General features: G+C 63.7%; 20 protein-coding genes. 1 reads left to right on the forward strand and 19 read right to left on the reverse strand.

The genetic code is table 11. The features are described from left to right. Positions 1-18: 18 nt before the first annotated feature. From GOQ09_RS08655 to GOQ09_RS08745, 19 genes are all read right to left on the reverse strand, one after another. Entirely contained in the window at positions 19-1,572 is a 1,554-nt protein-coding gene (locus GOQ09_RS08655) for a SpoVR family protein (RefSeq protein ID WP_157613064.1), read from the reverse strand. After that, positions 1,569-2,861 carry a YeaH/YhbH family protein gene (locus tag GOQ09_RS08660; protein WP_157613065.1) on the reverse strand — a complete coding sequence of 431 codons (1,293 nt, stop codon included), beginning with the start codon at positions 2,859-2,861 and terminating at the stop codon, positions 1,569-1,571. Before GOQ09_RS08660 ends, GOQ09_RS08655 begins: the two co-directional genes overlap by 4 nt. 63 nt (positions 2,862-2,924) lie before the next feature. Continuing rightward, positions 2,925-4,847: a PrkA family serine protein kinase gene (locus GOQ09_RS08665; RefSeq protein ID WP_126747425.1), complete on the reverse strand. Its 1,923-nt coding sequence runs from the start codon at positions 4,845-4,847 to the stop codon at positions 2,925-2,927. Positions 4,848-5,476: 629 nt separating this feature from the next. After that, positions 5,477-6,613, reverse strand: coding sequence for a molecular chaperone DnaJ (gene dnaJ / locus GOQ09_RS08670; protein WP_157613066.1), 1,137 nt, complete (start codon positions 6,611-6,613; stop codon positions 5,477-5,479). Positions 6,614-6,710: 97 nt separating this feature from the next. After that, positions 6,711-8,648, reverse strand: coding sequence for a molecular chaperone DnaK (gene dnaK / locus GOQ09_RS08675; protein WP_157613067.1), 1,938 nt, complete (start codon positions 8,646-8,648; stop codon positions 6,711-6,713). A 117-nt stretch (positions 8,649-8,765) separates the two neighbouring features. Beyond that, the gene (gene grpE / locus GOQ09_RS08680) at positions 8,766-9,305 is read right to left on the reverse strand and encodes a nucleotide exchange factor GrpE (protein ID WP_242631040.1); all 540 of its coding nucleotides are present in this window, start codon (positions 9,303-9,305) and stop codon (positions 8,766-8,768) included. 269 nt (positions 9,306-9,574) lie between these two features. Then, complete coding sequence (locus tag GOQ09_RS08685; RefSeq protein ID WP_012746856.1) at positions 9,575-9,925, reverse strand: FKBP-type peptidyl-prolyl cis-trans isomerase; 351 nt, start codon at positions 9,923-9,925, stop codon at positions 9,575-9,577. 93 nt (positions 9,926-10,018) lie between these two features. Continuing rightward, a complete protein-coding gene (locus GOQ09_RS08690) occupies positions 10,019-10,471 on the reverse strand; it encodes a winged helix-turn-helix transcriptional regulator (RefSeq protein ID WP_157613069.1) in 453 nt (150 codons plus the stop codon). Positions 10,472-10,647: 176 nt separating this feature from the next. Further along, on the reverse strand, positions 10,648-11,499 hold the full coding sequence (gene asd / locus GOQ09_RS08695; protein WP_157613070.1) for an archaetidylserine decarboxylase: 852 nt from the start codon (positions 11,497-11,499) through the stop codon (positions 10,648-10,650). Positions 11,500-11,648: 149 nt separating this feature from the next. Then, on the reverse strand, positions 11,649-12,641 hold the full coding sequence (locus tag GOQ09_RS08700) for a Bug family tripartite tricarboxylate transporter substrate binding protein (protein WP_157613071.1): 993 nt from the start codon (positions 12,639-12,641) through the stop codon (positions 11,649-11,651). A gap of 35 nt (positions 12,642-12,676) precedes the next feature. Beyond that, positions 12,677-13,765 (reverse strand): lactonase family protein, encoded by a 1,089-nt coding sequence (locus tag GOQ09_RS08705; RefSeq protein WP_157613072.1) that lies wholly within the window; start codon positions 13,763-13,765, stop codon positions 12,677-12,679. Next, positions 13,762-14,748: a Bug family tripartite tricarboxylate transporter substrate binding protein gene (locus tag GOQ09_RS08710; protein ID WP_157613073.1), complete on the reverse strand. Its 987-nt coding sequence runs from the start codon at positions 14,746-14,748 to the stop codon at positions 13,762-13,764. The genes GOQ09_RS08705 and GOQ09_RS08710 overlap by 4 nt, the downstream gene beginning before the upstream one ends. Positions 14,749-14,818: 70 nt before the next feature. Next, a complete protein-coding gene (locus GOQ09_RS08715) occupies positions 14,819-15,580 on the reverse strand; it encodes an SDR family NAD(P)-dependent oxidoreductase (RefSeq protein WP_157613074.1) in 762 nt (253 codons plus the stop codon). A 30-nt stretch (positions 15,581-15,610) separates the two neighbouring features. Continuing rightward, on the reverse strand, positions 15,611-17,218 hold the full coding sequence (gene garD / locus GOQ09_RS08720) for a galactarate dehydratase (RefSeq protein WP_157613075.1): 1,608 nt from the start codon (positions 17,216-17,218) through the stop codon (positions 15,611-15,613). A 34-nt stretch (positions 17,219-17,252) separates the two neighbouring features. Further along, positions 17,253-18,551: a TRAP transporter large permease gene (locus GOQ09_RS08725; protein ID WP_157613076.1), complete on the reverse strand. Its 1,299-nt coding sequence runs from the start codon at positions 18,549-18,551 to the stop codon at positions 17,253-17,255. After that, on the reverse strand, positions 18,542-18,988 hold the full coding sequence (locus tag GOQ09_RS08730) for a TRAP transporter small permease (RefSeq protein WP_242631112.1): 447 nt from the start codon (positions 18,986-18,988) through the stop codon (positions 18,542-18,544). Before GOQ09_RS08730 ends, GOQ09_RS08725 begins: the two co-directional genes overlap by 10 nt. A gap of 201 nt (positions 18,989-19,189) precedes the next feature. Beyond that, a complete protein-coding gene (locus GOQ09_RS08735; protein WP_157613077.1) occupies positions 19,190-20,158 on the reverse strand; it encodes a TRAP transporter substrate-binding protein in 969 nt (322 codons plus the stop codon). A gap of 35 nt (positions 20,159-20,193) precedes the next feature. Continuing rightward, positions 20,194-21,093: an SMP-30/gluconolactonase/LRE family protein gene (locus tag GOQ09_RS08740; RefSeq protein WP_157613078.1), complete on the reverse strand. Its 900-nt coding sequence runs from the start codon at positions 21,091-21,093 to the stop codon at positions 20,194-20,196. Positions 21,094-21,101: 8 nt separating this feature from the next. Then, positions 21,102-21,935 (reverse strand): NAD-dependent epimerase/dehydratase family protein, encoded by an 834-nt coding sequence (locus GOQ09_RS08745; protein WP_157613079.1) that lies wholly within the window; start codon positions 21,933-21,935, stop codon positions 21,102-21,104. Positions 21,936-22,123: 188 nt separating this feature from the next. Between GOQ09_RS08745 and GOQ09_RS08750 the strand changes: the two genes are divergently transcribed. After that, a complete protein-coding gene (locus tag GOQ09_RS08750) occupies positions 22,124-22,939 on the forward strand; it encodes a FadR/GntR family transcriptional regulator (RefSeq protein ID WP_157616631.1) in 816 nt (271 codons plus the stop codon). Positions 22,940-23,012 lie beyond the last annotated feature (73 nt).

The following is a 23,012-nucleotide window of genomic DNA, read 5'->3' on the forward strand; positions in this document are numbered from 1 at the left end:
CCCTTCGGGCCGTTCCGATCAGTCGATCTGCCTTGGAGCCGCGGCCTTCCAGCTGCGGCTGATGTGGCCTTGGGCGTCGACGCTCTCCAGGTGAACGTCAAAGCCCCACAGCCGGGCGACGTGCTTCAGCACTTCTTCCGCATCGTCGTGCAGCGGCAGGTTGTTGCGCTGCGTGTGGCGCAGCGTCAGGGCGCGGTCGCCTCGCATGTTGACGTTCCACACCTGGATGTCGGGTTCCCTGCTGCTGATGTCGTACTGGCGTGACAGCGATTCGCGCAGCGCGTGATAGCCGCTGTCGTCGTGAATCGCGGACACCTCGAGCTCGGGCTCGCTCTGGTGGTCGCGGATCGCGAACAGCCTGAAATCACGCATCGTCTTCGGGCTCAGGAACTGTCCGATGAAGCTCTCGTCCTTGAAGTTGCGCATTGCATAGTCGAGCGTCTTGACCCAGTCGGTGCCTGCAAAGTCGGGGAACCAGCGCCTGTCTTCCTCGTTCGGCTTTTCGCAGATGCGCCGCAGTTCGGTGAACATGGCAAAGCCCAGCGCGTAAGGGTTGATGCCGCTGTAGGCGCGGTGCCCCACCGGCGGCTGGAAGATCACGCCCGTGTGCGAGCTGAGCCATTCCATCATGAAGCCGTCGGCGAGCTGGCCGCGGTCGTACATGGTGTTGAGCAGGGTGTAGTGCCAGAAGGTGGCCCAGCCTTCGTTCATGACCTGCGTCTGGCGCTGGGGGTAGAAGTACTGGGCGATCTTGCGCACGATGCGCACCACCTCGCGCTGCCAGGGTTCGAGCAGCGCCGCATTCTTCTCGATGAAGTAGAGCAGGTTCTCCTGTGGCTCCGACGGAAAGCGGCGGGATGAGTCGGATTCGGTGGCCTGTTCACTGCGGCGAGGCAGGGTGCGCCACAGATCGTTCACCTGCTGCTGCATGTAGCGTTCGCGCTCGGCGCGCTGCGTACCCTCTTGCGCCAGAGACCGCTTCTGCGGACGGCGATAGCGGTCGACGCCGTAGTTCATCAGCGCATGGCAGGAGTCGAGCAACTGCTCCACCGCATCGAGGCCATGGCGCTCTTCGCATTCGGCGATGTAGTGCCGCGCGTACACAAGGTAGTCGATGATCGACGACGCGTCGGTCCACATCCGGAACAGGTAGTTGCCTTTGAAAAAGCTGTTGTGGCCGTAGGCCGCATGCGCAATCACCAGGGCCTGCATGGCCATGGTGTTTTCTTCCATCAGGTAGGCAATGCAGGGATCGGAGTTGATGACGATCTCGTAGGCCAGCCCCATGTGGCCGCGGCGGTAGTTCTTTTCAGTGGCGATGAACTGCTTGCCATACGACCAGTGGCGGTAGATCATGGGCATGCCGACACTGGCGTAGGCATCCATCATCTGCTCGGCGGTGATCACCTCGAGCTGGTTGGGGTACACGTCCAGCCCGAAGCCCTTGGCCGTTTTCGCGATCTCGGTGTGGTAGGTCTCGATGAGGTCGAAGGTCCAGTCCGACGGGCTGGGCAGGCGCTCCAGGCGGCCCGTGGGGTTCACGCGCTCGAGGGGAGGGTGGTCGAAAGTCATGCGGGCACCCCTTCCTTCTTGAAGAGGTCGCGGAACACGGGGTAGATGTCGCTCGCGTCCGATACCTTGCGCATCGCGAAGTTGGGCTGTATGCCCTCCAACTGCGCGTATTCCTGCCACAGGTTCTGCTCGGTTTCGGCCACCTGCACGTAGGCGTAGTAGCGCACCACCGGAAGGATATGGTCGACCAGCAGCTCGCGGCAGCGTCCGCTGTCCTGGTGCCAGTTGTCACCGTCGCTCGCCTGCGCGCCGTACACGTTCCATTCGCCGCTGGGGTAGCGGGCCTTGATGATCTCGTCCATCAAGACCAGCGCGCTCGACACGACGGTGCCGCCGGTTTCCGTGGCATGGAAGAATTCTTCTTCGTTCACTTCCTGTGCCTGCGTGTGGTGGCGCAGGAACACGAGGTCGATGCGTTCATAGTGCCGCGTGAGAAACAGATACAGCAGCATGAAGAAGCGCTTGGCCATGTCCTTGCGCGCTTCGTCCATGGAACCTGAAACGTCCATCAGGCAGAACATCACCGCCTTGGCGCTGGGCACCGGGGTCTTCACGCGGTTGCGGTAGCGCAGGTCGATGGGGTCGATGTAGGGCACGTGCCGCGCGGTTCTGCGCAACTCTTCAATGTGCTCTTCAGTCTCGCGGATCTCTTTCTGGATGAAAGGCTGCTCCGCCTGCGGATGCTGTTTCAGGTGCAGCAGGTGCGCCTCCAGGCGCCGCAGTTCCTTGCGCGGCTCGCCGCCGAGGGCAATGCGCCGCGCGAGGGCACCGCGCATCGAGCGCACCACGTGCAGGTTGTTGGGCGTGCCGTCGTTCGTGAAGCCGGCGCGGTGGCTCTTCCATTCCGGCACTTCGGCAATCTGCGTGCGAATGAGGTGCGGCAGCGCAAGGTCGTCGAAGAACACGCGCATGAACTCCTCGCGTGTGAGGCGGAACACGAAGTCGTCTTCGCCTTCGCCGCCGTCGCCGGCCTCGCCGCTTCCCGAGCCGCCGCCGGCCTGGCCCTCAGGCCGCGCGATGCGATCGCCCTTCAGGTACTCCTGGTTGCCCGGGTGCACGTATTCGCGGTCGCCGCCGCGCGCGTGGCCGAACACCGGTTCGGACACATCGTGGCGCGGCAGGGTGACATCTTCGCCTTGCTCCAGTTCGCGGATGTTGCGCCCGCTGACCGCGCGCCGCACGGCCTCCTGGATTTGGCCTTTGTAGCGCCGAAGGAAGCGCTCCCGGTTGCCGATGGATTTGTTCTTGCCCGAGAGCCGGCGGTCGATGATCTGCTGCAGGATGGCCACGATGATGTCAAAGCTCCTTGCAAAAAGGGGGCGAGGCCCCGGCCTCGCCGCTATGAACTACCGCTATGAACTCTTGCGTACCCGCAGGTACCACTCGCAGAGCAGGCGAACCTGCTTGGCCGTATAGCCCTTTTCGACCATGCGGGTCACGAAGTCTTCGTGCTTCTTCTGTTCGTCGGCACTGCTCTTCGTGTTGAAGCTGATCACCGGCAGGAGTTCCTCGGTGTTGGAGAACATCTTCTTCTCGATGACGGCGCGCAGCTTTTCGTAACTCGTCCATGCGGGGTTGCGCCCGGCGTTGCCGGCACGTGCACGCAGCACGAAGTTGACGATCTCGTTGCGGAAGTCCTTCGGATTGCCGATGCCCGCGGGCCGCTCGATCTTCTCGAGTTCGGCGTTGAGCGCGGCCCGGTCGAACACTTCGCCCGTGTCCACGTCGCGGAACTCCTGGTCCTGGATCCAGTAGTCGGCGTAGGTGACATAGCGGTCGAAGATGTTCTGGCCGTATTCGCTGTAGCTCTCCAGGTAGGCCGTCTGGATTTCCTTGCCGATGAACTCGGCATAGCGCGGCGCCAGCAGCTCCTTGATGTAGCTGATGTACTTCTGTTCTGTTTCCGGCGGAAACTGCTCACGTTCGATCTGCTGCTCGAGCACATACATCAGGTGCACCGGGTTGGCGGCCACCTCGGAACTGTCGAAGTTGAAGACCTTGGAGATGATCTTGAACGCAAAGCGGGTCGAGACACCGCTCATGCCTTCATCAACCCCGGCGTAGTCGCGGTATTCCTGGATCGACTTGGCCTTGGGATCGGTGTCCTTGAGGTTCTCGCCGTCGTACACCTGCATCTTGCTGTAGATGCTGGAGTTTTCGGGTTCCTTCAGCCGCGTGAGCACCGAGAGCTGGGCCATCATGCGCAGCGTGCCGGGAGCGCAGGGCGCCTTGGCCAAGGATGAGTTGCGAACCAGCTTCTCGTAGATCTTGATTTCTTCCGAGGCGCGCAGGCAGTAGGGAATCTTGACGATGTAGATCCGGTCGAGAAAAGCCTCGTTGTTCTTGTTGTTGCGGAAGGCTTTCCATTCGCTCTCGTTGCTGTGCGCCAGCACGATGCCGTCGAACGGAATGGCGCCGAACCCTTCGGTGCCCTTGAAGTTGCCTTCCTGCGTGGCGGTGAGCAGCGGGTGCAGCACCTTGATGGGTGCCTTGAACATTTCCACGAATTCGAGCAGGCCCTGGTTGGCCAGGCACAGGCCGCCCGAGTAGGCGTAGGCGTCGGGGTCGTCCTGGGCGTAGGTTTCGAGCTTGCGGATGTCGATCTTGCCGACCAGTGAGGAGATGTCCTGGTTGTTCTCGTCGCCGGGCTCGGTCTTGGCCACTGCAATCTGGCGCAGCACGGAAGGGTAGCGCTTGACCACCTTGAACTGGCGGATGTCGCCGCCGTACTCTTCGAGGCGCTTGACGGCCCACGGCGAGAGGATGCGGTTCAGGTAGCGGCGCGGAATGCCGTATTCCTTTTCAAGGATCTCGCCGTCTTCTACCGCGTCGAAAAGGCCGAGCGGCGTTTCGTTGACCGGCGAACCCTGGATGGCATAGAAGGGCACGTGCTCCATGAGCTGCTTCAGACGCTCGGCAATCGAGCTCTTGCCGCCGCCAACGGGGCCCAGCAGGTAGAGGATCTGCTTCTTTTCCTCGAGGCCCTGTGCGGCATGCCTGAAGTACGACACCACCTGCTCGATGGCGTCCTCCATGCCGTAGAACTCCTTGAACGCGGGGTAGATCTTGATGACCTTGTTCGCGAAGATTCGCGAAAGCCTGGGATCGTTGCGCGTGTCGACCAGCTCGGGTTCGCCGATCGCCTTGAGCATCCGCTCGGACGCAGTGGCATACGCTGTGGGATCGCGTTTGCAAATATCCAGGTAGTCCTGCAGCGAGAGGACTTCCTCGCGGGTGCGCTCGTAGCGGGCGGCAAAGTTGCTGATCACATCCATGGTCACGCCTCCATCAAGTCTGCGGGTTTTATTAACCCGAAGCCTGCAGCCGCAATGCGTCGCAACTTTTTAAAGGTGTGCCCGCCCCATGGCTGCAAGCCGTGGAAAACTCCCTTAATCACATCTGCACAAACAGCATAAAGCAAAGAGTGCACCCGGAAAATTGTTTGTTAAATCAGAACCACAGTACCGAGTAAAGTTCCCAAGAAAAACCCGCACCATTTCTCAATTCCAGCTAAATTCCAAGGTTCGGCAAACGGACTCGGTGCTATCCCGATGCCCAGTGAAAATACCTATGGCAATCGGCCTATGCAGTCATTGCATCTTTTCCGGGGAAAGCACCTCCTATTGAGCCCCCACGGCCCCAAAAACGGTTACACCACAATAACGCGCCATGTGCTGTTTGGGTTTATTGCTCAAACCAAAAATATATAAAAGCAATCTGCGCGCCATCTTTTGATGGGCAAGTCGCGCATGTCCGCGTGGGAACGCGCGCCAAACGGTGGTCGGCGTGGTTCTGGCGGGAGCTTTCATGGTGCGCGGCACCGAACAAGGTCGGCAGGCACCGTTCGCGTGCACGAACGAAGACAGGGGCCGCACGGGCCCCTGTTCTTGCTACTCCGGCTTCTTCAGCTGAAGAATTCCTTGGCCTTGTCGAGCCAACCCTTGTCGGTGGGGCTGTGCTTGTCGCCGCCCTTCTTGAGCGACTCATCAAGCTCCTTCAGCAGCTTGCGCTGGTGCTCGGTGAGCTTGACCGGCGTTTCGACACGCACGTGGCAATACAGGTCGCCCGGGTAGCTTGACCGCACGCCCTTGATGCCCTTGCCGCGCAGGCGGAACTGCTTGCCGCTCTGCGTGCCGTCGGGAATGTCGATGGCGGCCGGGCCCTTGAGCGTGGGCACGCTGATCTCGCCGCCCAATGCGGCCGTGGTCATGCTGACGGGCACCACGCAGTGCAGGTCGTCGCCGTCGCGTTCGAAGAGTTCGTGCTTCTTGAGGCGGATCTCGATGTACAGGTCGCCCGGCGGCCCGCCATTGGTGCCCGGCTCGCCGTTGCCGGTGCTGCGAATGCGCATGCCGTCGTCGATGCCCGCCGGGATCTTGACCTCGAGCGTCTTGTTGTTCTTGATCTTGCCCTGGCCGTGGCACACCGTGCAGGGCTCGGGAATGATCTTGCCGCTGCCGTGGCAGGTGGGGCAGGTCTGCTGCACGCTGAAGAAGCCCTGGCGCATCTGCACGGCGCCGGCGCCGTGGCAGGTGGTGCAGGTGATGGGCTTGGTGCCGGGCTTGGCGCCCGAGCCGTGGCAGGTGCCGCAGTCATCCCAGCTTGGAATGCGGATCTGCGCTTCCTTGCCTTCTGCGGCCTCTTCGAGCGTGACCTCCATGGCGTAGCTCAGGTCGCTGCCGCGGAACACCTGGCGCCCGCCGCTGGTGCGGCCGCGGCCGCCGCCGAACACGTCGCCGAAGATGTCGCCGAACGCTTCCGCGAATCCGCCGAAGCCCTCGGCACCCGGACCGCCGCGCATGTTGGGGTCGACGCCGGCGTGGCCGTACTGGTCGTAGGCCGCGCGCTTCTGGCCGTCCGACAGCATTTCGTAGGCTTCCTTCACCTCCTTGAACTTGGCCTCGGCGTCCTTGCTGGTGTCACCGTGGTTGCGGTCGGGGTGGTGCTTCATCGCGAGCTTGCGATAAGCCTTCTTGATTTCTTCCTCGCTCGCGTTCTTGGGAACACCGAGGGTTTCGTAGTAGTCGCGTTTTGTGGCCATGGCTGGTTCGGTCGGGGCGGGCGTGAAGCCGTAACTTGAAGCGAGAAAGGCTGGAACACCCGCTCAGGTATTCCAGCCTTGTTCGAAGAGCTGAGGATCAGTCCTTCTTGACTTCCTTGACTTCGGCGTCGACCACGTTGTCATCGGCCGGTGCGCTCGCAGCTTCCGGGCCAGCGGCAGCGCCCGGGCCGCCGGCGGCGCCCGCCGCGGCCTGCGCCTCGGCATACATCTTTTCGCCTAGCTTCTGGCTTGCGGTCATCAGCGTGTTGGTCTTTTCCTCGATCGAGGCCTTGTCCTCGCCCTTCAGGGCTTCTTCCAGGTCCTTGATCGCGGCTTCGATCTTTTCCTTCTCGCCGGCGTCCAGGCTCGCGCCGTGTTCGCCGAGCGACTTCTTCACGCTGTGCACCATGGCTTCGCCCTGGTTGCGGGCCTGCACGATTTCAAGCTTCTTCTTGTCGTCGGCTGCGTTCAGCTCGGCGTCCTTCACCATCTTCTGGATCTCGTCTTCCGAGAGGCCCGAGTTCGCCTTGATGGTGATCTTGTTTTCCTTGCCGGTGCCCTTGTCCTTGGCGCCCACGTGCAGGATGCCGTTGGCGTCGATGTCGAAGCTCACCTCGATCTGCGGCGTGCCGCGCGCTGCCGGCGGAATGCCCTCGAGGTTGAACTCGCCGAGCAGCTTGTTGCCCGCGGCAATGTCACGCTCGCCCTGGAACACCTTGATGGTCACGGCCGGCTGGTTGTCTTCGGCGGTGGAGAAGGTCTGCGCGAACTTCGTCGGGATCGTGGTGTTCTTCGTGATCATCTTGGTCATCACGCCGCCCATGGTCTCGATGCCCAGCGACAGCGGGGTCACGTCGAGCAGCAGCACGTCCTTGCGGTCGCCCGAGAGCACCTGGCCCTGGATGGCTGCGCCGACGGCCACGGCTTCATCGGGGTTCACGTCCTTGCGCGGCTCCTTGCCGAAGAAGGCCTTCACCTTTTCCTGCACCTTGGGCATGCGGGTCATGCCGCCGACCAGGATCACGTCGTTGATGTCCGAAACGCTGATGCCGGCGTCCTTGATGGCCAGGCGGCAGGGCGCGATGGTGCGCTCGACCAGCTCGTCGACCAGGCTCTCGAGCTTGGCGCGCGTGAGCTTGATGTTCAGGTGCTTCGGGCCCGAGGCGTCGGCCGTGATGTAGGGCAGGTTGATGTCGGTCTGCGCGCTGTTCGACAGCTCGATCTTGGCTTTCTCGGCCGCTTCCTTCAGGCGCTGCAGGGCCAGCACGTCCTTGCTCAGATCGACGCCTTGCTCTTTCTTGAACTCGGCAATGATGTAGTCGATGATGCGCTGGTCGAAGTCTTCGCCGCCCAGGAAGGTGTCGCCGTTGGTCGACAGCACTTCGAACTGCTTCTCGCCGTCCACGTCGGCAATTTCGATGATCGAGACGTCGAAGGTACCGCCGCCGAGGTCATACACGGCAATCTTGCGGTCGCCCTTGTCCTGCTTGTCCAGGCCGAAGGCCAGGGCTGCAGCGGTGGGCTCGTTGATGATGCGCTTGACGTCCAGGCCCGCGATGCGGCCGGCGTCCTTGGTGGCCTGGCGCTGTGCGTCGTTGAAGTAGGCAGGCACCGTGATCACGGCTTCCGTCACCGCCTCGCCGAGGTAGTCTTCGGCGGTCTTCTTCATCTTGCGCAGGATGTCGGCGCTGACCTGCTGGGGCGCCATCTTCTTGCCGCGAACTTCCACCCATGCGTCGCCGTTCTCGGCCTTGGCAATGGTGTAGGGCATCAGGTCGATGTCCTTCTGGACTTCTTTTTCCTCGAACTTGCGGCCGATCAGGCGCTTGATTGCGTAGAGCGTGTTCTTGGGGTTCGTCACCGCCTGGCGCTTGGCCGAGGCACCGACCAGCACTTCGCCGTCTTCCTGGTAAGCCACGATCGACGGCGTGGTGCGCGCACCTTCCGAGTTCTCGATCACACGCGTGGTGTTGCCTTCCATGATCGACACGCACGAGTTGGTGGTGCCGAGGTCGATGCCGATGATCTTTGCCATGTTCTTTACTCCTGAAAGCCTGAAAAATATGTTGTTATGAACTTGTGGATAACCCGACGCGATTCAAGGTATGAAGCGGGGATTTCCTGTGGGAATCGTGTGTATCGGTAGAGCGGATTACTTGGGCGCGCTGACCGTGACCAGCGCCGGGCGCAGCACGCGCTCGTTGATGGTGTAGCCCTTCTGCAGCACGCTCACCACGGTGTTGGGCTCCTGGTCGGGCGCGGGTACTACCGAGATGGCTTGGTGCTGGTGCGGGTCGAACTTGGTGCCGGGGGCAGGGGCCACCTCGATGACCTTGTTGCGTTCGAGCGCGCTCTTCAGCTGGCGCAGCGTGGCTTCGGCGCCTTCGCGGATTTGTTCAGGCGTGGCGTCCTTGATGGCCAGGCCGGCTTCGAGGCTGTCCGTCACTGGCAGCAGGCTCTCCGCAAAGGCTTCGACTGCAAACTTGCGCGCCTTGGTGATCTCGTCGTCGGCACGGCGGCGCGCGTTCTGCACGTCGGCCTGCGCGCGCAGGTATTGATCGGCCAGTTCGGCATTCTTGGCCTGCAGTGCGGCGAGTTCGCCTTGGGCTGCAGCCAGGGCGTCTTGCGCCTCGGCTTCGTTGGCAGCCTGTGCGGCCTCCAGTTCTTCGGGGCTTGGCTCGCCTTGCAGCATTTGAGAATTCTGTGCGGATTGTTGCGGGTCAGACATTTTTCAAAGAACCGGCGTGTGCCGGGAAACAAACGATAGCCAGCCACTTGGGGCTGGTCAGGGGCATTTCAAGCGAAAAAATGCGGCCTAAGTGGCCGCAACAGGGGGTGCGAAGTGAATTTCACGTGGGACACCGCGGAACCGGCTTTGCCGGGCCGCTGGTGTCGCCCCCGGTAGGGGGTAAGCGAAGCGGACACGAAGTGCCGCGCAGCCTGGGGGCGCGCCTGGCCTGTTCAGTGCGCGTCGAGCAGCTCGACGTCGAACTTGAGCGTGGCATTGGGAGGAATCACGCCGCCGGCGCCGCGTGCGCCGTAGCCCAGCGAAGCGGGAATGATCAGCGTGCGCTTGCCGCCGATCTTCATGCCGGCAACGCCTTCGTCCCAGCCCTTGATGACCTGGCCCGCACCCAGCGAAAACGCGAAGGGGTCGTTGCGGTCGCGGCTCGAATCGAACTTGGCGCCTTGCACGCCGTCGTTGTAGAGCCAGCCGGTGTAGTGCACGTGCACGTGTTGGCCGGCCTTGGCTTCAGCGCCGTCGCCCACGGTGGTGTCTTCGTATTGGAGGCCGGAGGGAGTGGTAGGCATGTGAACGCTCCTTGCGTCAATTTGGATGATGAATGGATGGACCAGCGAAGGCGCGAAGTTTACCGATGCCCCGCGGCCGGCCTGCCGGCCTGCTCAATTGGCAGGGTCGGCGGGCGGGGTAGATGATGAGGGCGGGGCGGACGGTGCCGGTGCCGAAGACTCCGCCGAATCAGAAGCAGCAGGTGCCGCAGGCACAGCAGGCGCTGGCGATGAAGAGGGCGCGGCAGGCGCCGGTGCTGCGGCCTTCTTGACCTGGCCCAGCTGCCACTTGCCCGCAAAGGCCTGCAGGTCGGACAGCCGCTTGAGCAGGTCTTGTCCGCTCACCGTGAGGCTGTAGCCGTCGCCGCCATGGCTGACGAGACCGGCCTCGCGCAGTTCCTTGATGCGCGTATTGAGCGTGTTGGGAGTGATGCCGCCGACACTGTCCTGCAGCAGCCTGAAGGTTTGCGCGTGCCCGTCCCGCAGCGCCCAGAGCACGCGCAGTGCATAGCGCGCTTCGAGCAGTGCGAGCAGCTGGCTGATGGCTGCGTTTTCCTTGGTACTCATCGACATCATCTCCTCGGGGCTGGGCGGGCCATCGGTCCTGGCGGCAGGGCCGGTGCCTCGCGTTCTTGTTGGCTTGCTATGGCTGCTCGTTGGTCGGCGACTATAGCGCAAGGATCAAGATGCTACTAGTTTTATAGCTACGGGTGCATGCTGCATGCGGGCCCTGAGACAAAGCCTCACAAATTGACAAAATCGGCCATGGCTTCTCCCAGGCGAACGGCACGGGTGGGCGCCCAATCGGGGTTGAAGACCATCGCGGGCGCCGGGAACAGCATGACCACGGTCGAGCCGAGCAAAAAGCGGCCCATCTCCTCGCCCTTCTTGAGCACGATCTGCTGGTCGGCGTAATTCCATTCGCGCAGCTCGCCGCCGCGCGGTGGATTGACCACGCCATGCCACACGGTGGCCATGCTGCCGACGATGGTGGCACCCACCAGCACCAGCACGAAGGGGCCGCGATTGGTTTCGAAGACGCACACCACGCGCTCGTTGCGCGCAAACAGGCCGGGCACGCCGCGCGCCGTGGCGGGGTTGACCGAGAACAGGTCGCCGGGCACGTAGATCATGCGCAGCAGCCGACCGTCGCACGGCATGTGAATGCGGTGGTAGTCCCTGGGGCTCAGGTACAGCGTGGCAAAGCTGCCGTGCGCAAAGCGGGCCGCCAGCGTCGAGTCGCCGCCGACCAGCGCGGTGGTCGTGTAGTTGTGGCCCTTGGCCTGGAAGATCTGGTCGCCCTCGATGGCGCCGAACTGGCTGATCGCGCCGTCCACCGGGCACACCAGATCGGCGTCGGCCAGGGGGCGCACGCCGGGCTTGAGCGCGCGCGTGAAAAACTGGTTGAAGCTCTTGTAGTGGTTGATGTCCGACTCGAGCGCTTCGCCCATGTCGACGCCGTACTTGGCCACGAAGCGCCGGATGATCCACGTGGTGACGGCGCCGCGTTCCTTGCCTGCGACCCAGCCGGCAAAATTTGTCAGTGCCTGCTTGGGAAACAGGTATTGGTGCAGTACGGCTGAGCGGTCGGACACGTGTGAATGGCCGGGCAGGCCTGGAATGCAAATCGGAGGGGCATTCTATAAAGGCCCCCGGCGTCCGGACGTAGGAAGCTTCCCTTGTATCGCGCACCCGGCTAACCGGGCGCGCTAGCGGGCAGGGGCTCGCCGGCCCCGGGGCGGAATCAATCCGCCTTGATGCCCGCCGCCTTGATCACCTGGGCCCACTTCTCGACTTCGGATTTCTGGAAGGCCGCGATCTTTGCCGTGCTCAGATCCGCGGGCTCCATGCCGAAGCCCTTGAGCTTCTCCTGCATTTCGGGCGTTGCAAGAATCTTGCGGATCTCGGTGTGCAGCCGGTCGACGATGGGCGCCGGTGTGCCCGCGGGCACGAAGATCGCCTGCCACGACAGCACCTCGAAGTCCTGCAGGCCCGCAATGCCGGATTCCGCAACCGTCGGCACGTCGGGCATCGAAGCCAGGCGCTTGGCCGAAGTGACGGCAATGGCGCGCAGCTTGCCGCTCTGCACGTGCGGGCCTGCCACCACGCTGGTGTCGAACATCATGTCGACCTGGCCGCCGATCACGTCCTGGATGGCCGGGCCGCTGCCCTTGTAGGGAATGTGCGTGAACTTCACGCCGGACTTGAACGCCAGCAGTTCGAGCGACAGGTGCTGCGAGGTACCCGTGCCGGCCGATGCCGATGAAAGCCCGCCCGACTTGGTCTTGCTGGCTTCCAGCACGTCCTTCAAGGTCTTGTAGGGGCTGGCCTGGTTCACCACCAGCACCAGTGGGTTGGTGCCGATGAGCGTAACGGGCGCAAACGACTTCTGCGGGTCGTAGCCGAGCTTCGGGTACAGGCTGATGTTGATGGCGTGCGAGCTGATCGTGCCGCCCACCATCGTGAAGCCGTCGGGTGCCGCGCGCGCGCCGATTTCGGAGCCCACGCTGCCGCCGGCGCCGCCCTTGTTGTCGACGATCACGCTGGTGCCCAGCACCGTGCCGAGCTTCTGCCCGATCAGGCGGGCCAGCACGTCGGTGGTGCCGCCCGCGGGAAACGGCACGAGATAGGTAATGGCCTTGCCCGTGGGCCAGTTGCCGGGGCCCTGCGCGAAGGCGGGCAGGCCCACGGCAATCGAAGAAGCGAGAGCGGTGCGGATGAGTGTGCGGCGTTGCATGGCGAGGTCTCCTTTGATGATGTTGCGGGTCGTCGTCACGGCGTGTCGACGATTTCGATCCAGTTCGGGTTCTTGCCCACGCTGATACGCGAAGGCTTGCCCAGAGCGCCGGTGGCCGAGTCGATGGCGTACAGCGCAACGCTGTGCGACTCCTGCCCGGCGGCAATCAGGTAGCGGCCGCTCGAATCGATGGCAAAGCCGCGCGGCGTTTTCTCGGTCGGTGTCTGGCCGAGCGGCTTCAGCTGGCCGGTGGACGGATCCACCCTGAAGGCCGAGAGCGTGCTCGACGTGCGCTCCGATGCATACAGAAAGCGCCCGTCGGGCGTCAGGTGCAGATCGGCCGCCCAGGGCTTGCCGGTGAATCCGGGCGGCAGCGTGGTCGTGCTCTGCTCCAGCTTGAGCGTGCCGCGCGCGGCGTCCCAGCCGTACACGTGCAGGCTCGCGTCGAGTTCGTTCAGCAGGTAGACGCGGCGTTGCGCCTTGTCCCAGACGAAGTGGCGCGGCCCCGACTTCGCGGCGGCCATGGTCAGCGGCGGATCGTTGGCCGAGAGCAGGCCTTTGCTTGCATCGAAGCGCCAGCTCGACACGTTGTCGCCGCCCAGGCTGGTGGCAAGCACGAAGCGGTTGCTCGCGTCCGCGTGGATCGCGTGCGCATTCGGCCCGGTCTGCACCAGCTGCTGGATTGCGCCCGCGGCGCCGTCCTTGCCGATGGCATTGACCGAGATCTTGCCGCCTTGGTAAGAGGCCGCGAAGAGCCATTTGCCGCTTGCATCGAGATCGATGTTGGCCATGCTGTCGGCCAGAGGCGCTTCGCCGATTTTCTGCAGCTTGCCGGTGGCCGGGTCGATCGACATGCTGACCACGCGGAACGGCTGCGAGCGGAGCGCGGCATGCAGCACGCGCTTGTCGGGGCTCACCGCCATCGGCATCACGGTGCCGCCGACATTGAGCGCCTGCACCGGCTTGAGCACGCCGAGCGCGCGGTCCAGCTCGAGCACCGAGACCTCCTGGCTGTCGGCGTTGGACACATAGACCCAGGTGCCCGCCACGGCGTGGCCCGCGGCAGCCAGCGACAGCAGCGCAACCGCGCCACGCAGCGCGCGAAGAGTGGGTTTGCGGTTCATGGCTTGATATTGAGTTTGGCGATCAACGCCTTGAAGTAGGCGTTGTCCTTGGCCAGCGTTTCCTTGAACACCGCGCCATCGGTGTAGACATAGCCGAGGTTCTGCTTGTCCATCACTTCATGCATGAGCGGCTCGGCCGCCGTCTTGGCCGTGATCTCGCGCAGCTTTGCCATCACTTCGGGCGGCGTATTCTTGGGTGCGCCAAGGCCGCGCCACGTGCCGATCGACAGGTCGATGCCGCGCTCCTTGGCGGTGGGCACCTTGTCGAAGCCCTTCACACGCTTGTCGGCCATGACCATCAGCACCTTGAGCTTGCCGGACTGCACGTGCGTCGTGACCTCCGATGGGCTCACCGCCACCGCCTCGATGTGTCCACCCAACAATGCCAGCACAGCGGGCGCCGCGCCCTGGAACGGAATGTGGCCGAACTTGGTGCCGGTCTTGTCTTCCAGCGCGGCCGCGGCCAGGTGCCAGATCGAGCCATTGCCCGAGTTGCCGACGCGAACGCTTTCAGGCGACTTCTTTGCCGCGGCCAGGAACTCCTCGATGGTGTTCCAGGGCGCGTCGGCCTTGACGGTGATGGCGGCCGGGTCGGCATTGAGCTGCGCAATCGGCTGAAAGTCGTCGTAGTTGAACTTGGCCAGGCCCAGGTGCGGCAGCGTGAGCAGCTCCACTGTCAGCACCGCGAGCTTGTAGCCGTCGGGCCGGGAGTTGATTACCTCGGTCCAGCCGATGGCGCCGCCGGCACCGGGGCGATTGACGATCACGATGCTCTGCGACGTGTGCTTGCGGCTCGCTTCGGAGAACGCGCGCGCCAGGCCGTCCGTGCCGCCGCCCGGCTGGTAAGGCACCAGCAGCTCGATGGCGTGGTTCGGAAAGTTGTTGCTGTTGCTCTGGGCCGTGGCCAGTGCCGCGTAGCCGAGCGAGAGGCTCGCCGTCGCCGAAAGGGCGGCCAGGCTGCGCAGGAATCTGTTTCTTCTCATTGGTTTGTTGTCTCCGTTATTGATCTTGATTCCGCAAGCCTCGGGAAGAAGGCTGAAATTCGTCTGGCCGTCAGGGCATGTATTGCCCGCCGTTCACCTCGATCACCTGGCCCGTCACGTAGCCTGAAAGCTGCTCCGAAGCCAAGTAGAGGAAAGCGCCCACGCATTCGTCCGGCGTGCCGATGCGTCCCATCGGAATGCCGGCACGGAACGATTCGAGCATGGCGGGCGTGGAGAAGCGGTCCTGGAAGGGGGTCTGAATGACGCCGGGCGCCACCGCGTTCACGCGGATCTTGTCGCCGACGAGTTCCCGGGCCAGCCCGTGCGTGGCCGTGCTCACGAAGCCCTTCGAGCCCGCATACAGGTAGGCGCCAGGGCCGCCGCCGGTGCGCGCAGCCACCGAGGTCACGTTGATGATGTTGCCGCCGCCGTGGGTGCGCATGAGCGGCACCACCTCGCGCGCAAACGCGAGCACCGAGCGTGCGTTGATGTGCATCACTTCGTCGAACAGCGCATCGTCGAACTCCGCAATGGGCACGCGCTTTACCAGGCTGCCCGCGTTGTTCACCAGCACGTCGATGCGGCCGAAGCGCGCGGCCGTCTGCTTCACGCATTCGCGGATGGCGGCGGTGTCGAGCACATCGCCCTGCAGCGCGAAGGCGTCGCCACCCGCCTTGCGGATGGTTTCGACGACCTGGTTCGCGGCATCGGCCGAGTTGTTGTAGTGCACCGCAACGCGCATGCCGCGCGCAGCGAACGCAATGGCCACCGCGGCGCCGATGCCGGTGCTGGCGCCGGTAACGAGCGCTGTCTTGCCTTTGAGGTCTTCCATGGTGTTTCCTTTCGAGGTCGTCGAATGAAGTCAGGTCACGGGTGCGGGGTTGAACAGCACCAGCGCGTTGTGCAGCTTCCACTGTTCGGCCCAGGTTTTCTTTCTGCCACTGGCCACGTCGAGCATCAGGCGGAACATTTCCCAACCCACGTCTTCGATGGTGGCGTCGCCGTCGGCAATGCGGCCTGCGTTCACGTCCATCAGGTCGTGCCAGCGGCGCGCAAGGTCGCTGCGCGTGGCCACCTTGATCACCGGCACTTCGGCCAGGCCGTAAGGCGTGCCGCGGCCGGTGGTGAACACGTGCAGGTTCATGCCGGCGGCCAGCTGCAGCGTGCCGCAGATGAAGTCGCTGGCCGGTGTTGCGGTGTAGAGCAGGCCTTTCTGCCTTGCTTTTTCGCCCGGCGAAACTACGCCCGAGATTGGCGCGCTGCCGCTCTTGACGATCGAGCCCATGGCCTTTTCGACGATGTTCGAGAGCCCGCCCTTCTTGTTGCCCGGCGTGGTGTTGGCGCTGCGGTCGACGCGGCCGCGATCCAGGTAGGCGTCGTACCAGGCCATTTCGCGGATCATGGCCTCGGCCACCTCGGGCGTGGTTGCGCGCGAGGTGAGCTGGTCGATGCCGTCGCGCACCTCGGTCACTTCCGAGAACATCACGGTGGCGCCGGCGCGCACCAGCAGGTCGGTGCAAAAGCCCACGGCCGGGTTGGCCGTGACGCCAGAGAATGCGTCGCTGCCGCCGCACTGCACGCCCACCACCAGCTCGCTGGCCGGCACGGTTTCGCGCCTGCGGGCATTCAGCCGCTCCAGGTGTTCCTCGGCCTGCCGCATGATCGAATCGATCATCGACATGAAGCCCACGTGCGCGTCGTCCTGCAGGCACACCACGTCCAGCTTGGCATTGGCCGTCTCACCGATGTCGGCCACGTTGCGCTCGTCCACCAGCGCAATGCTGCCCGGCGGCAGCAGGCGCTCGGGCTGCAGCTTTTCGCAGCCCAGGCTGATGACCATCACCTCGCCGCCGAAGTTCGGGTTGAGGCTGATGTTGCGCAGCGTGCGGATCGGGATGACCGCATCGGGTGCGTCAATGGCCACGCCGCAGCCGTAGCTGTGCGAAAGGCCCACCACGTCGTCGACGTTGGGGTACTTCGGCAGCAGTTCGGCCTTGATGCGCTGCACAGCGAAATCGACCACGCCCGCCACGCATTGCACGGTCTGCGTAATGGCGAGGATGTTGCGCGTGCCCACCGATCCGTCGAGGTTGCGGTAGCCCTCGAAGGTGTATCCCTCGAGCGGCGCTTGCGCGGGCGGCTTGACGGTGGCGATCGGCAGGCCCTCGAGCTCGCGCGCGGCGGGCATCTTGAGCAGCCGCTCATGCACCCAGCTGCCGCGCGGAATGGGCTTGAGCGCGTAGCCGATCACCACGTTGTAGCGCACGACGGCGTCGCCCTCGGCCAGGTCGGCCAACGCAACCTTGTGGCCCTGCGGCACGTTGTCCACCAGCACCAGGCCGTCGGCGAACGCGGCGCCCGCCTTCAGACCGCCGTCATTGGCGACAATGGCGACGTTGTCCGCCGCGTGCATATGGATGCGGTGCGGCGGGCGCGCCGCCGGAGAAGAGGGGAGTGGTGAGTCGGCCATCGGAAAACGAGATTCGCGTTGCGGGTCTTTGCTGTTACTTCACCGAGTTGATGAGGTCGGGCAGCCACATCGAGAACGCCGGCACATAGGTCACGAGCATCAGGCAGATCAAGAGAGCACCATAGAACGGCCAGATCGACCGCATCACCTGCCCGACAGATACCCCTCCGATCGCACAGCCTATGAATTGCGTGGTGCCCACCGGAGGCGTGTTGAGGCCGAGCGCGCAATTGATCAGCATGACGATGCCGAACTGCACCGGGCTCATGCCGAACTGCATGGCAATGGGCAGGAAGATGGGCGTGCAGATCAGGATCGTCGCGGCCATGTCCAGGAAGGTGCCCAGCACGAACAGCAGCACGTTGATCATCAGGAAGATGACCCACGGATCGCTCGAGACGCTGGTCATGAGCTCGCCGGTCTTCTGCGGCACTTCGTACAGCGCCATGAAGTAGCCGAAGGCGGAAGAGATGCCGATCAGCAGCAGCACCACGCCGGTCGTCTTGCATGCCTTGGCGCAGGCCTTGAGAAAGTCTTTGCGGCTGAGAGAGCGGTAGACGAGCACCGTCACGCCCAGCGCCCACAGCACGGCCGTTGCGGCCGATTCGGTCGCGGTGAAGACGCCCGACAGAATGCCGACAAGAATGATTGCCACGATCATCAGGCCCGGCAGTGCGCCGATGAAGGCCGAGAGCACTTCGCCCCAGCCCGGAAACGCGCCCCGGATCGGGTAGCCGCGGCGAATGGCCACGTAATAGGCGGCGCCCAGATTGCACACCGTGAGAATCAGCGCGGGAATCAGGCCCGCGAGGATCAGGCTCAACACGCTGACCGAGGCAATGCCGGTGGTTGCGAGCGTGAAGATGATCAGGTTGTGCGACGTGGGCATCAACGCACCCACGAGGGCCGCGTGCGTCGTGACGTTGACTGCGTAGTCAGCGTCGTAGCCTTCCTTCTTCATGAGCGGAATCATCACCGAGCCCATGGCCGAGACGTCGGCCACCGGCGAGCCGGCAACGCCGCCGAACAGCGTGCAGCCGATCACGTTGCTCATGCCCAGGCCGCCGCGCACGTGGCCCACGAGGCTGTTGGCAAAACGCACGATGCGCTGCGCAATGCCGCCGTAGAGCATCAGCTCGCCGGCAAACACGAAGAACGGAATGGCCAGGAAGGAAAACACCTGCATGCCGCCGACCATCTTCTGGAATACCACGGCAACGGGCAGGCCCGCATAGAGCACCGTGGCAACGGAGGCAAGGCCGATCGAGAAGGCGACCGGCACGCCCAGCACCAGCAGTGCCAGGAAAACGAGAGAAAGGACAGTCAGTTCCACGCGGGCACCACTTCTTCATCGCGCAGCAGGGCGACGATATGTTCAATCGAAAAAAGCACGATCAGGAGACCCGCGATCACGAGCGCGAGATAGTCCAGACCCACCGGAATGCCCATCATGGGCTTGATGTCGGTCCACTTGAGCGAGGTCCAGATCCAGCCGCTCCACGCCATGATTGCGCCGAAGAGCGCAACCAGCGCATGAATCAGTATTTCGATCTTCAGGCGGATCGATTCGGGGAGCAGCACCACCAGCGAGTCGAGTCCGATGTGGCCGGCATCCCGCACGCCGACGGCAACGCCGAGCGCGGTGACATACAGCACCAACTGCAGCGCAAGGCCTTCGGCCCAGGTTGGCGTGTCGTTGAAAACATAGCGGCCGACCACCTGGTACTGAACGCACACGATGATGGTGATGAGCATCGCCACGGCGAGCATCAGGCTGGCCTTGGAGAGAAAAGCGCAAAAGCGCGAATAGGCGTGATTGGACGGCGGTCGTCCATCAGGATTGACAAGGTCTTCGAGCTCGACGGGCACGCCGGTCGCCATCGTGTCTACCGCGGGGACGGTAAGTGTCATGGGAATTTCCCTGGATATGGAAAGAGGCCCTCCCTCGGGAGGAGAGAGGGCCGGGGCACGTTACTTGTTGTCTTGAACGGCCTTGACGAGGCGCTGCAGATCAGGCGTTGAAATGAACTTTGCATAGACCGGAGCCATCGCCGAGCGGAACGAGGCCTTGTCCACATCGGCAACGATCTGGGCGCCACCCTTGGTCACCACTTCGAGCGACTTGGCTTCCTGCTCGTCCCACTTCTTGCGCTGGAACGCGACCGATTCCTTGGCCGTGGCACGGAACAGATCCTGGTCGGCCTTGGGCAGCTTGTCGTAGATGGCCTTGGACATCACGAGCATTTCGGGCGCCATGGAGTGTTCGGTGCGCGAATAGAACTTCACTGCTTCGTAGTGCTTGAAGCCGTCGTACGAAGGAATGTTGTTTTCGGCTGCATCGATGAGACCGGTCTTGAGCGCGGTGAACACCTCGCCCGCGGGCATTGGCGTGGCGTTGGCGCCCATGGCGCTTACCAGGGCAACCCACAGGTCGGACTGCTGCACGCGGATCTTCAGGCCCTTGGCGTCTGCCAGCGTCTTGACCGGCTTCTTGGCGTAGATCGAACGTGCGCCGCTGTCGTAGAAGGCCAGGCCCACCAGGCCTTCGTGCTCGCAGCCCTTCAGGATTTCTTCGCCGATGGGGCCGTCGAGCGACTTGCGCATGTGGGCGATCGAGTCGAACAGGAAAGGCATCGTCGGCACCAGCGTCTTGGGGCAGATCGAATTCAGCGCGCTGATGTTGACGCGGTTCATCTCGAGCGCGCCGATCTTGACCTGGTCGAGCGTTTCCTTCTCGCTGCCGAGCGCGCTCTTGTTGAACACCTTGATCTTGTACTTGCCGTTGCTGCGCTTCTCGAGCAGCTCGCTCATGTGCTTGACGGCCGCGACGGTGGGGTAGTCGTCGCTGTTGTGCACGTCGGCCGAGCGGAACTCGACGGCGCTTGCGGCCATGGCACAGAGGCTGGCGGCCAGCGCGATCAGGTGGCGGTTGTATTTCATTTGTCTTCCTCTTCGGGTTGGTGGTTAAAAAGCAATCAGAAACGGCATTCGGGTTCCGGCAGACCCTTGATGCCCGGGCGCAGTGCAAAAACGCCGCCCGCCAGCGGTTGATCGGACAGGTCGCCGCCGGGGCGAATCGATGTCACGTAGAGCGTGTCGAGTTGCGGGCCGCCGAAGGCGCACATGGCGGGCTTCTTGACCGGCACTTCGAGCGAACGGTCGAGCTTTCCCTCGGGCGTGAAGCGGTGCACCAGGCCTGCGTCGTTGCCGCAGATCCAGTAGCAGCCGTCGGCGTCGACCGCGGCGCCGTCGGGGCGGCCCGGCAGCGGCTTCATGTCGACGAACACGCGGCGGCCATGCGGCGTGCCGGTGTCGATGTCGTAGTCGAAGGCCCAGATGGTTTGAACCAGCGGATGCGAGTCCGAGAGGTACATGGTCTTGCCGTCGGGGCTGAAGGCCAGGCCGTTCGGAACGATCATTTGTTCGAACTGCGGGCGCAATGCGGCACCCGCGTTCACGTCGGCCTGGTAGCGGTAGACGCGGCCGACTTCGTGGGCTGCCGCCATGTCCATCTGCATGGTGCCGGCCCAGAAGCGGCCCTGGCGGTCGCAACGGCCGTCGTTGAAGCGCATGCCGTGCTCGGCATGCGCGGCACTGGCAATGGGGCTTGCGGCCAGCGTGCCGTCGGCGCGCGTTGCGATTGCGAACAGACCGCTCTCCATGCCCGCGATCCATTCGCCCGGGTGGCCCGCGCGCGGCGCTATGCAGGCGAGCATTTCGTCGCCGGTCCAGCGGCTGTGTTCACCCGTAGGGGCGTGCCAGCGATGCAGGTGCCTGGCCGGAATGTCGACCCAATAGAGCGCCTGTTCGTCCGCGCGCCAGACCGGGCTTTCGCCGGTCGCGCATTGCAGGTCGAGAACGAGTTCGGCTTTCATGCCGGCCGTCATTGGATGTCGCCGAACGGGCCTTGTGCCGTGAAAGCGCCGCCTTGGTAGATGGCGTTCGGGTCGGTCGGCGCCACGGGAGGCTGGGCCTCGACCTTGTCGCGGAACACTTCGGAGGTGTCCTGCGGCACGAAACCCAGGTGCGCCGCTGCGCTGTTGTCCCACCACACGTCGCGGTTGGCCGACATGCCGTAGACGACGGTGTGCTTGACTTCCGGAGTGAAGAGCGATTTTTCGATCAGCGTGGTGAGGTCGCGGTAGCTGAGCCAGGTGCTCATCATCCGGCGGTTGAGCGGCTCGGGGAAAGACGAGCCGATGCGGATGCTCACGGTCTCGATGCCGTAGCGGTCGAAATAGAACTGGGCCACGTCTTCGCCGAACGATTTGGAAAGGCCGTAGTAGCCGTCGGGCCGGCGGGCAACGTTGGCGTCGAGGTGCTCGCTTTGCTTGTAGAAGCCGATCACATGGTTGGAGCTCGCGAACACCACGCGCTTCACGCCATGGCGGCGGGCGGCTTCGTAGATGTGGAACACGCCCTTGATGTTGGCCTCGAGAATCTCTTCGAACGGACGCTCGACCGACACCCCGCCAAGGTGCACGATGGCGTCGCATCCTTCGACCAGCGCATGCACCGCGGCTTTGTCGGAAAGGTCGCAAGGCACCACTTCTTCATGCGCGCCCTCGGGAGGCGCGACAGCGGCGATGTCGGAGAGGCGCAGGATCTCGGCATAGGGGCGCAGGCGTTCGCGCAATACTTTTCCCAGGCCGCCGGCCGCGCCGGTGAGCAGAATCCGGTGGAGCTTGTTATTTGAAACTTGTGGGGACGTCGACATGTTTATTGGCGCGTGAAATGGGTGGGTTCCTGTCGGCCGTGAATCCAGGCGGCCTCGGTGGCGGCAAACTTCATCCGGATATCGAGTCAGTCCAAATAACCGGCCGATGGATAGAGCGGCACTTGCGAAGGGTTGGAGTGATAAGTTATCTGTTGTCGTACAACTAATAGGGGATTATTATCTTGACCATGGTCCAAACGGCTACGGGTAATCCCTCAATTTCGGATACGGCGGCGGAAGTCGCCGGCGGCGGCTCCTTCGTGGGGCGCGCTCGCCCGCGCGGCCTGGCCCATGGGCTGGTCGAAGACCTGGGCGAAAAAATCCGTAATCAGTCGCTGCGCCCGGGCGACAAGCTGCCCACCGAATCGGCCATCATGAAGTCGTTCGGCGTGAGCCGCACCGTGGTGCGCGAAGCGCTGTCGAAGCTGCAGGCCGCCGGTCTGGTGGAAACGCACCATGGCGTCGGCACCTTCGTGCTGCAGCCGCGCGCGGCGGGCATGTTCCGGCTCGATTCGACCGACATTGCCAACTCGGTCGACGTGCTGGCGGTGCTCGAGCTTCGCATCAGCCTCGAGACCGAATCCGCAGGGCTAGCCGCCTCGCGCCGTACGGAGGAGCACCTGCTCGCCATGCGCCAGGCGCTCGACGATTTCGAGCGCAACGTGGCGGTGGCGGGGGACACGGTGGCGCCGGACTTCCGCTTTCACCTGCAGATCGCCCAAGCCACCGGCAATCCGTATTTCGCGGACATCATGAGCCACCTTGGCACCACGATCATTCCGCGCACGCGCATCACCGCCATTCGCAACTATGACCGGCGCGGCGAATACCTGAGCCGCGTGAACCGCGAGCACGAAGAGATCTACGCAGCCATCGCACGGCGCGATCCCGAGTCGGCCCGCGCGGCCATGCGCATCCACCTGACCAACAGCCGAGAGCGGCTGCGCGTGGCGCAGGAAGCGGCACAGCAGACGGCCGCCACCACACCGCCCGCGGCTTCCTGAACGAAATTTCCAGCAATACGCTGGACAATCGTTGTTTGTAGTTGTACGATGACTGACAACACAAACCAGCTGG

The organism is Variovorax paradoxus, from assembly GCF_009755665.1.
Taxonomy (GTDB): domain Bacteria; phylum Pseudomonadota; class Gammaproteobacteria; order Burkholderiales; family Burkholderiaceae_C; genus Variovorax; species Variovorax paradoxus_G.

What these genes read in the sequence shown, in the direction of transcription:
- GOQ09_RS08655 (WP_157613064.1), bottom strand. Translation starts at nt 1,572, where the DNA reads ATGACTTTCGACCACCCTCCCCTCGAGCGCGTGAACCCCACGGGCCGC.
- GOQ09_RS08730 (WP_242631112.1), bottom strand. Translation starts at nt 18,988, where the DNA reads ATGCTCGCCGTGGCGATGCTCATCACCATCATCGTGTGCGTTCAGTAC.
- grpE (WP_242631040.1), bottom strand. Translation starts at nt 9,305, where the DNA reads ATGCTGCAAGGCGAGCCAAGCCCCGAAGAACTGGAGGCCGCACAGGCT.
- GOQ09_RS08745 (WP_157613079.1), bottom strand. Translation starts at nt 21,935, where the DNA reads ATGTCGACGTCCCCACAAGTTTCAAATAACAAGCTCCACCGGATTCTG.
- GOQ09_RS08705 (WP_157613072.1), bottom strand. Translation starts at nt 13,765, where the DNA reads ATGAACCGCAAACCCACTCTTCGCGCGCTGCGTGGCGCGGTTGCGCTG.
- garD (WP_157613075.1), bottom strand. Translation starts at nt 17,218, where the DNA reads ATGGCCGACTCACCACTCCCCTCTTCTCCGGCGGCGCGCCCGCCGCAC.
- GOQ09_RS08715 (WP_157613074.1), bottom strand. Translation starts at nt 15,580, where the DNA reads ATGGAAGACCTCAAAGGCAAGACAGCGCTCGTTACCGGCGCCAGCACC.
- GOQ09_RS08710 (WP_157613073.1), bottom strand. Translation starts at nt 14,748, where the DNA reads ATGAGAAGAAACAGATTCCTGCGCAGCCTGGCCGCCCTTTCGGCGACG.
- GOQ09_RS08665 (WP_126747425.1), bottom strand. Translation starts at nt 4,847, where the DNA reads ATGGATGTGATCAGCAACTTTGCCGCCCGCTACGAGCGCACCCGCGAG.
- GOQ09_RS08750 (WP_157616631.1), top strand. Translation starts at nt 22,124, where the DNA reads ATGGTCCAAACGGCTACGGGTAATCCCTCAATTTCGGATACGGCGGCG.
- dnaK (WP_157613067.1), bottom strand. Translation starts at nt 8,648, where the DNA reads ATGGCAAAGATCATCGGCATCGACCTCGGCACCACCAACTCGTGCGTG.
- dnaJ (WP_157613066.1), bottom strand. Translation starts at nt 6,613, where the DNA reads ATGGCCACAAAACGCGACTACTACGAAACCCTCGGTGTTCCCAAGAAC.
- GOQ09_RS08690 (WP_157613069.1), bottom strand. Translation starts at nt 10,471, where the DNA reads ATGAGTACCAAGGAAAACGCAGCCATCAGCCAGCTGCTCGCACTGCTC.
- GOQ09_RS08740 (WP_157613078.1), bottom strand. Translation starts at nt 21,093, where the DNA reads ATGAAAGCCGAACTCGTTCTCGACCTGCAATGCGCGACCGGCGAAAGC.
- GOQ09_RS08700 (WP_157613071.1), bottom strand. Translation starts at nt 12,641, where the DNA reads ATGCAACGCCGCACACTCATCCGCACCGCTCTCGCTTCTTCGATTGCC.
- GOQ09_RS08735 (WP_157613077.1), bottom strand. Translation starts at nt 20,158, where the DNA reads ATGAAATACAACCGCCACCTGATCGCGCTGGCCGCCAGCCTCTGTGCC.
- GOQ09_RS08685 (WP_012746856.1), bottom strand. Translation starts at nt 9,925, where the DNA reads ATGCCTACCACTCCCTCCGGCCTCCAATACGAAGACACCACCGTGGGC.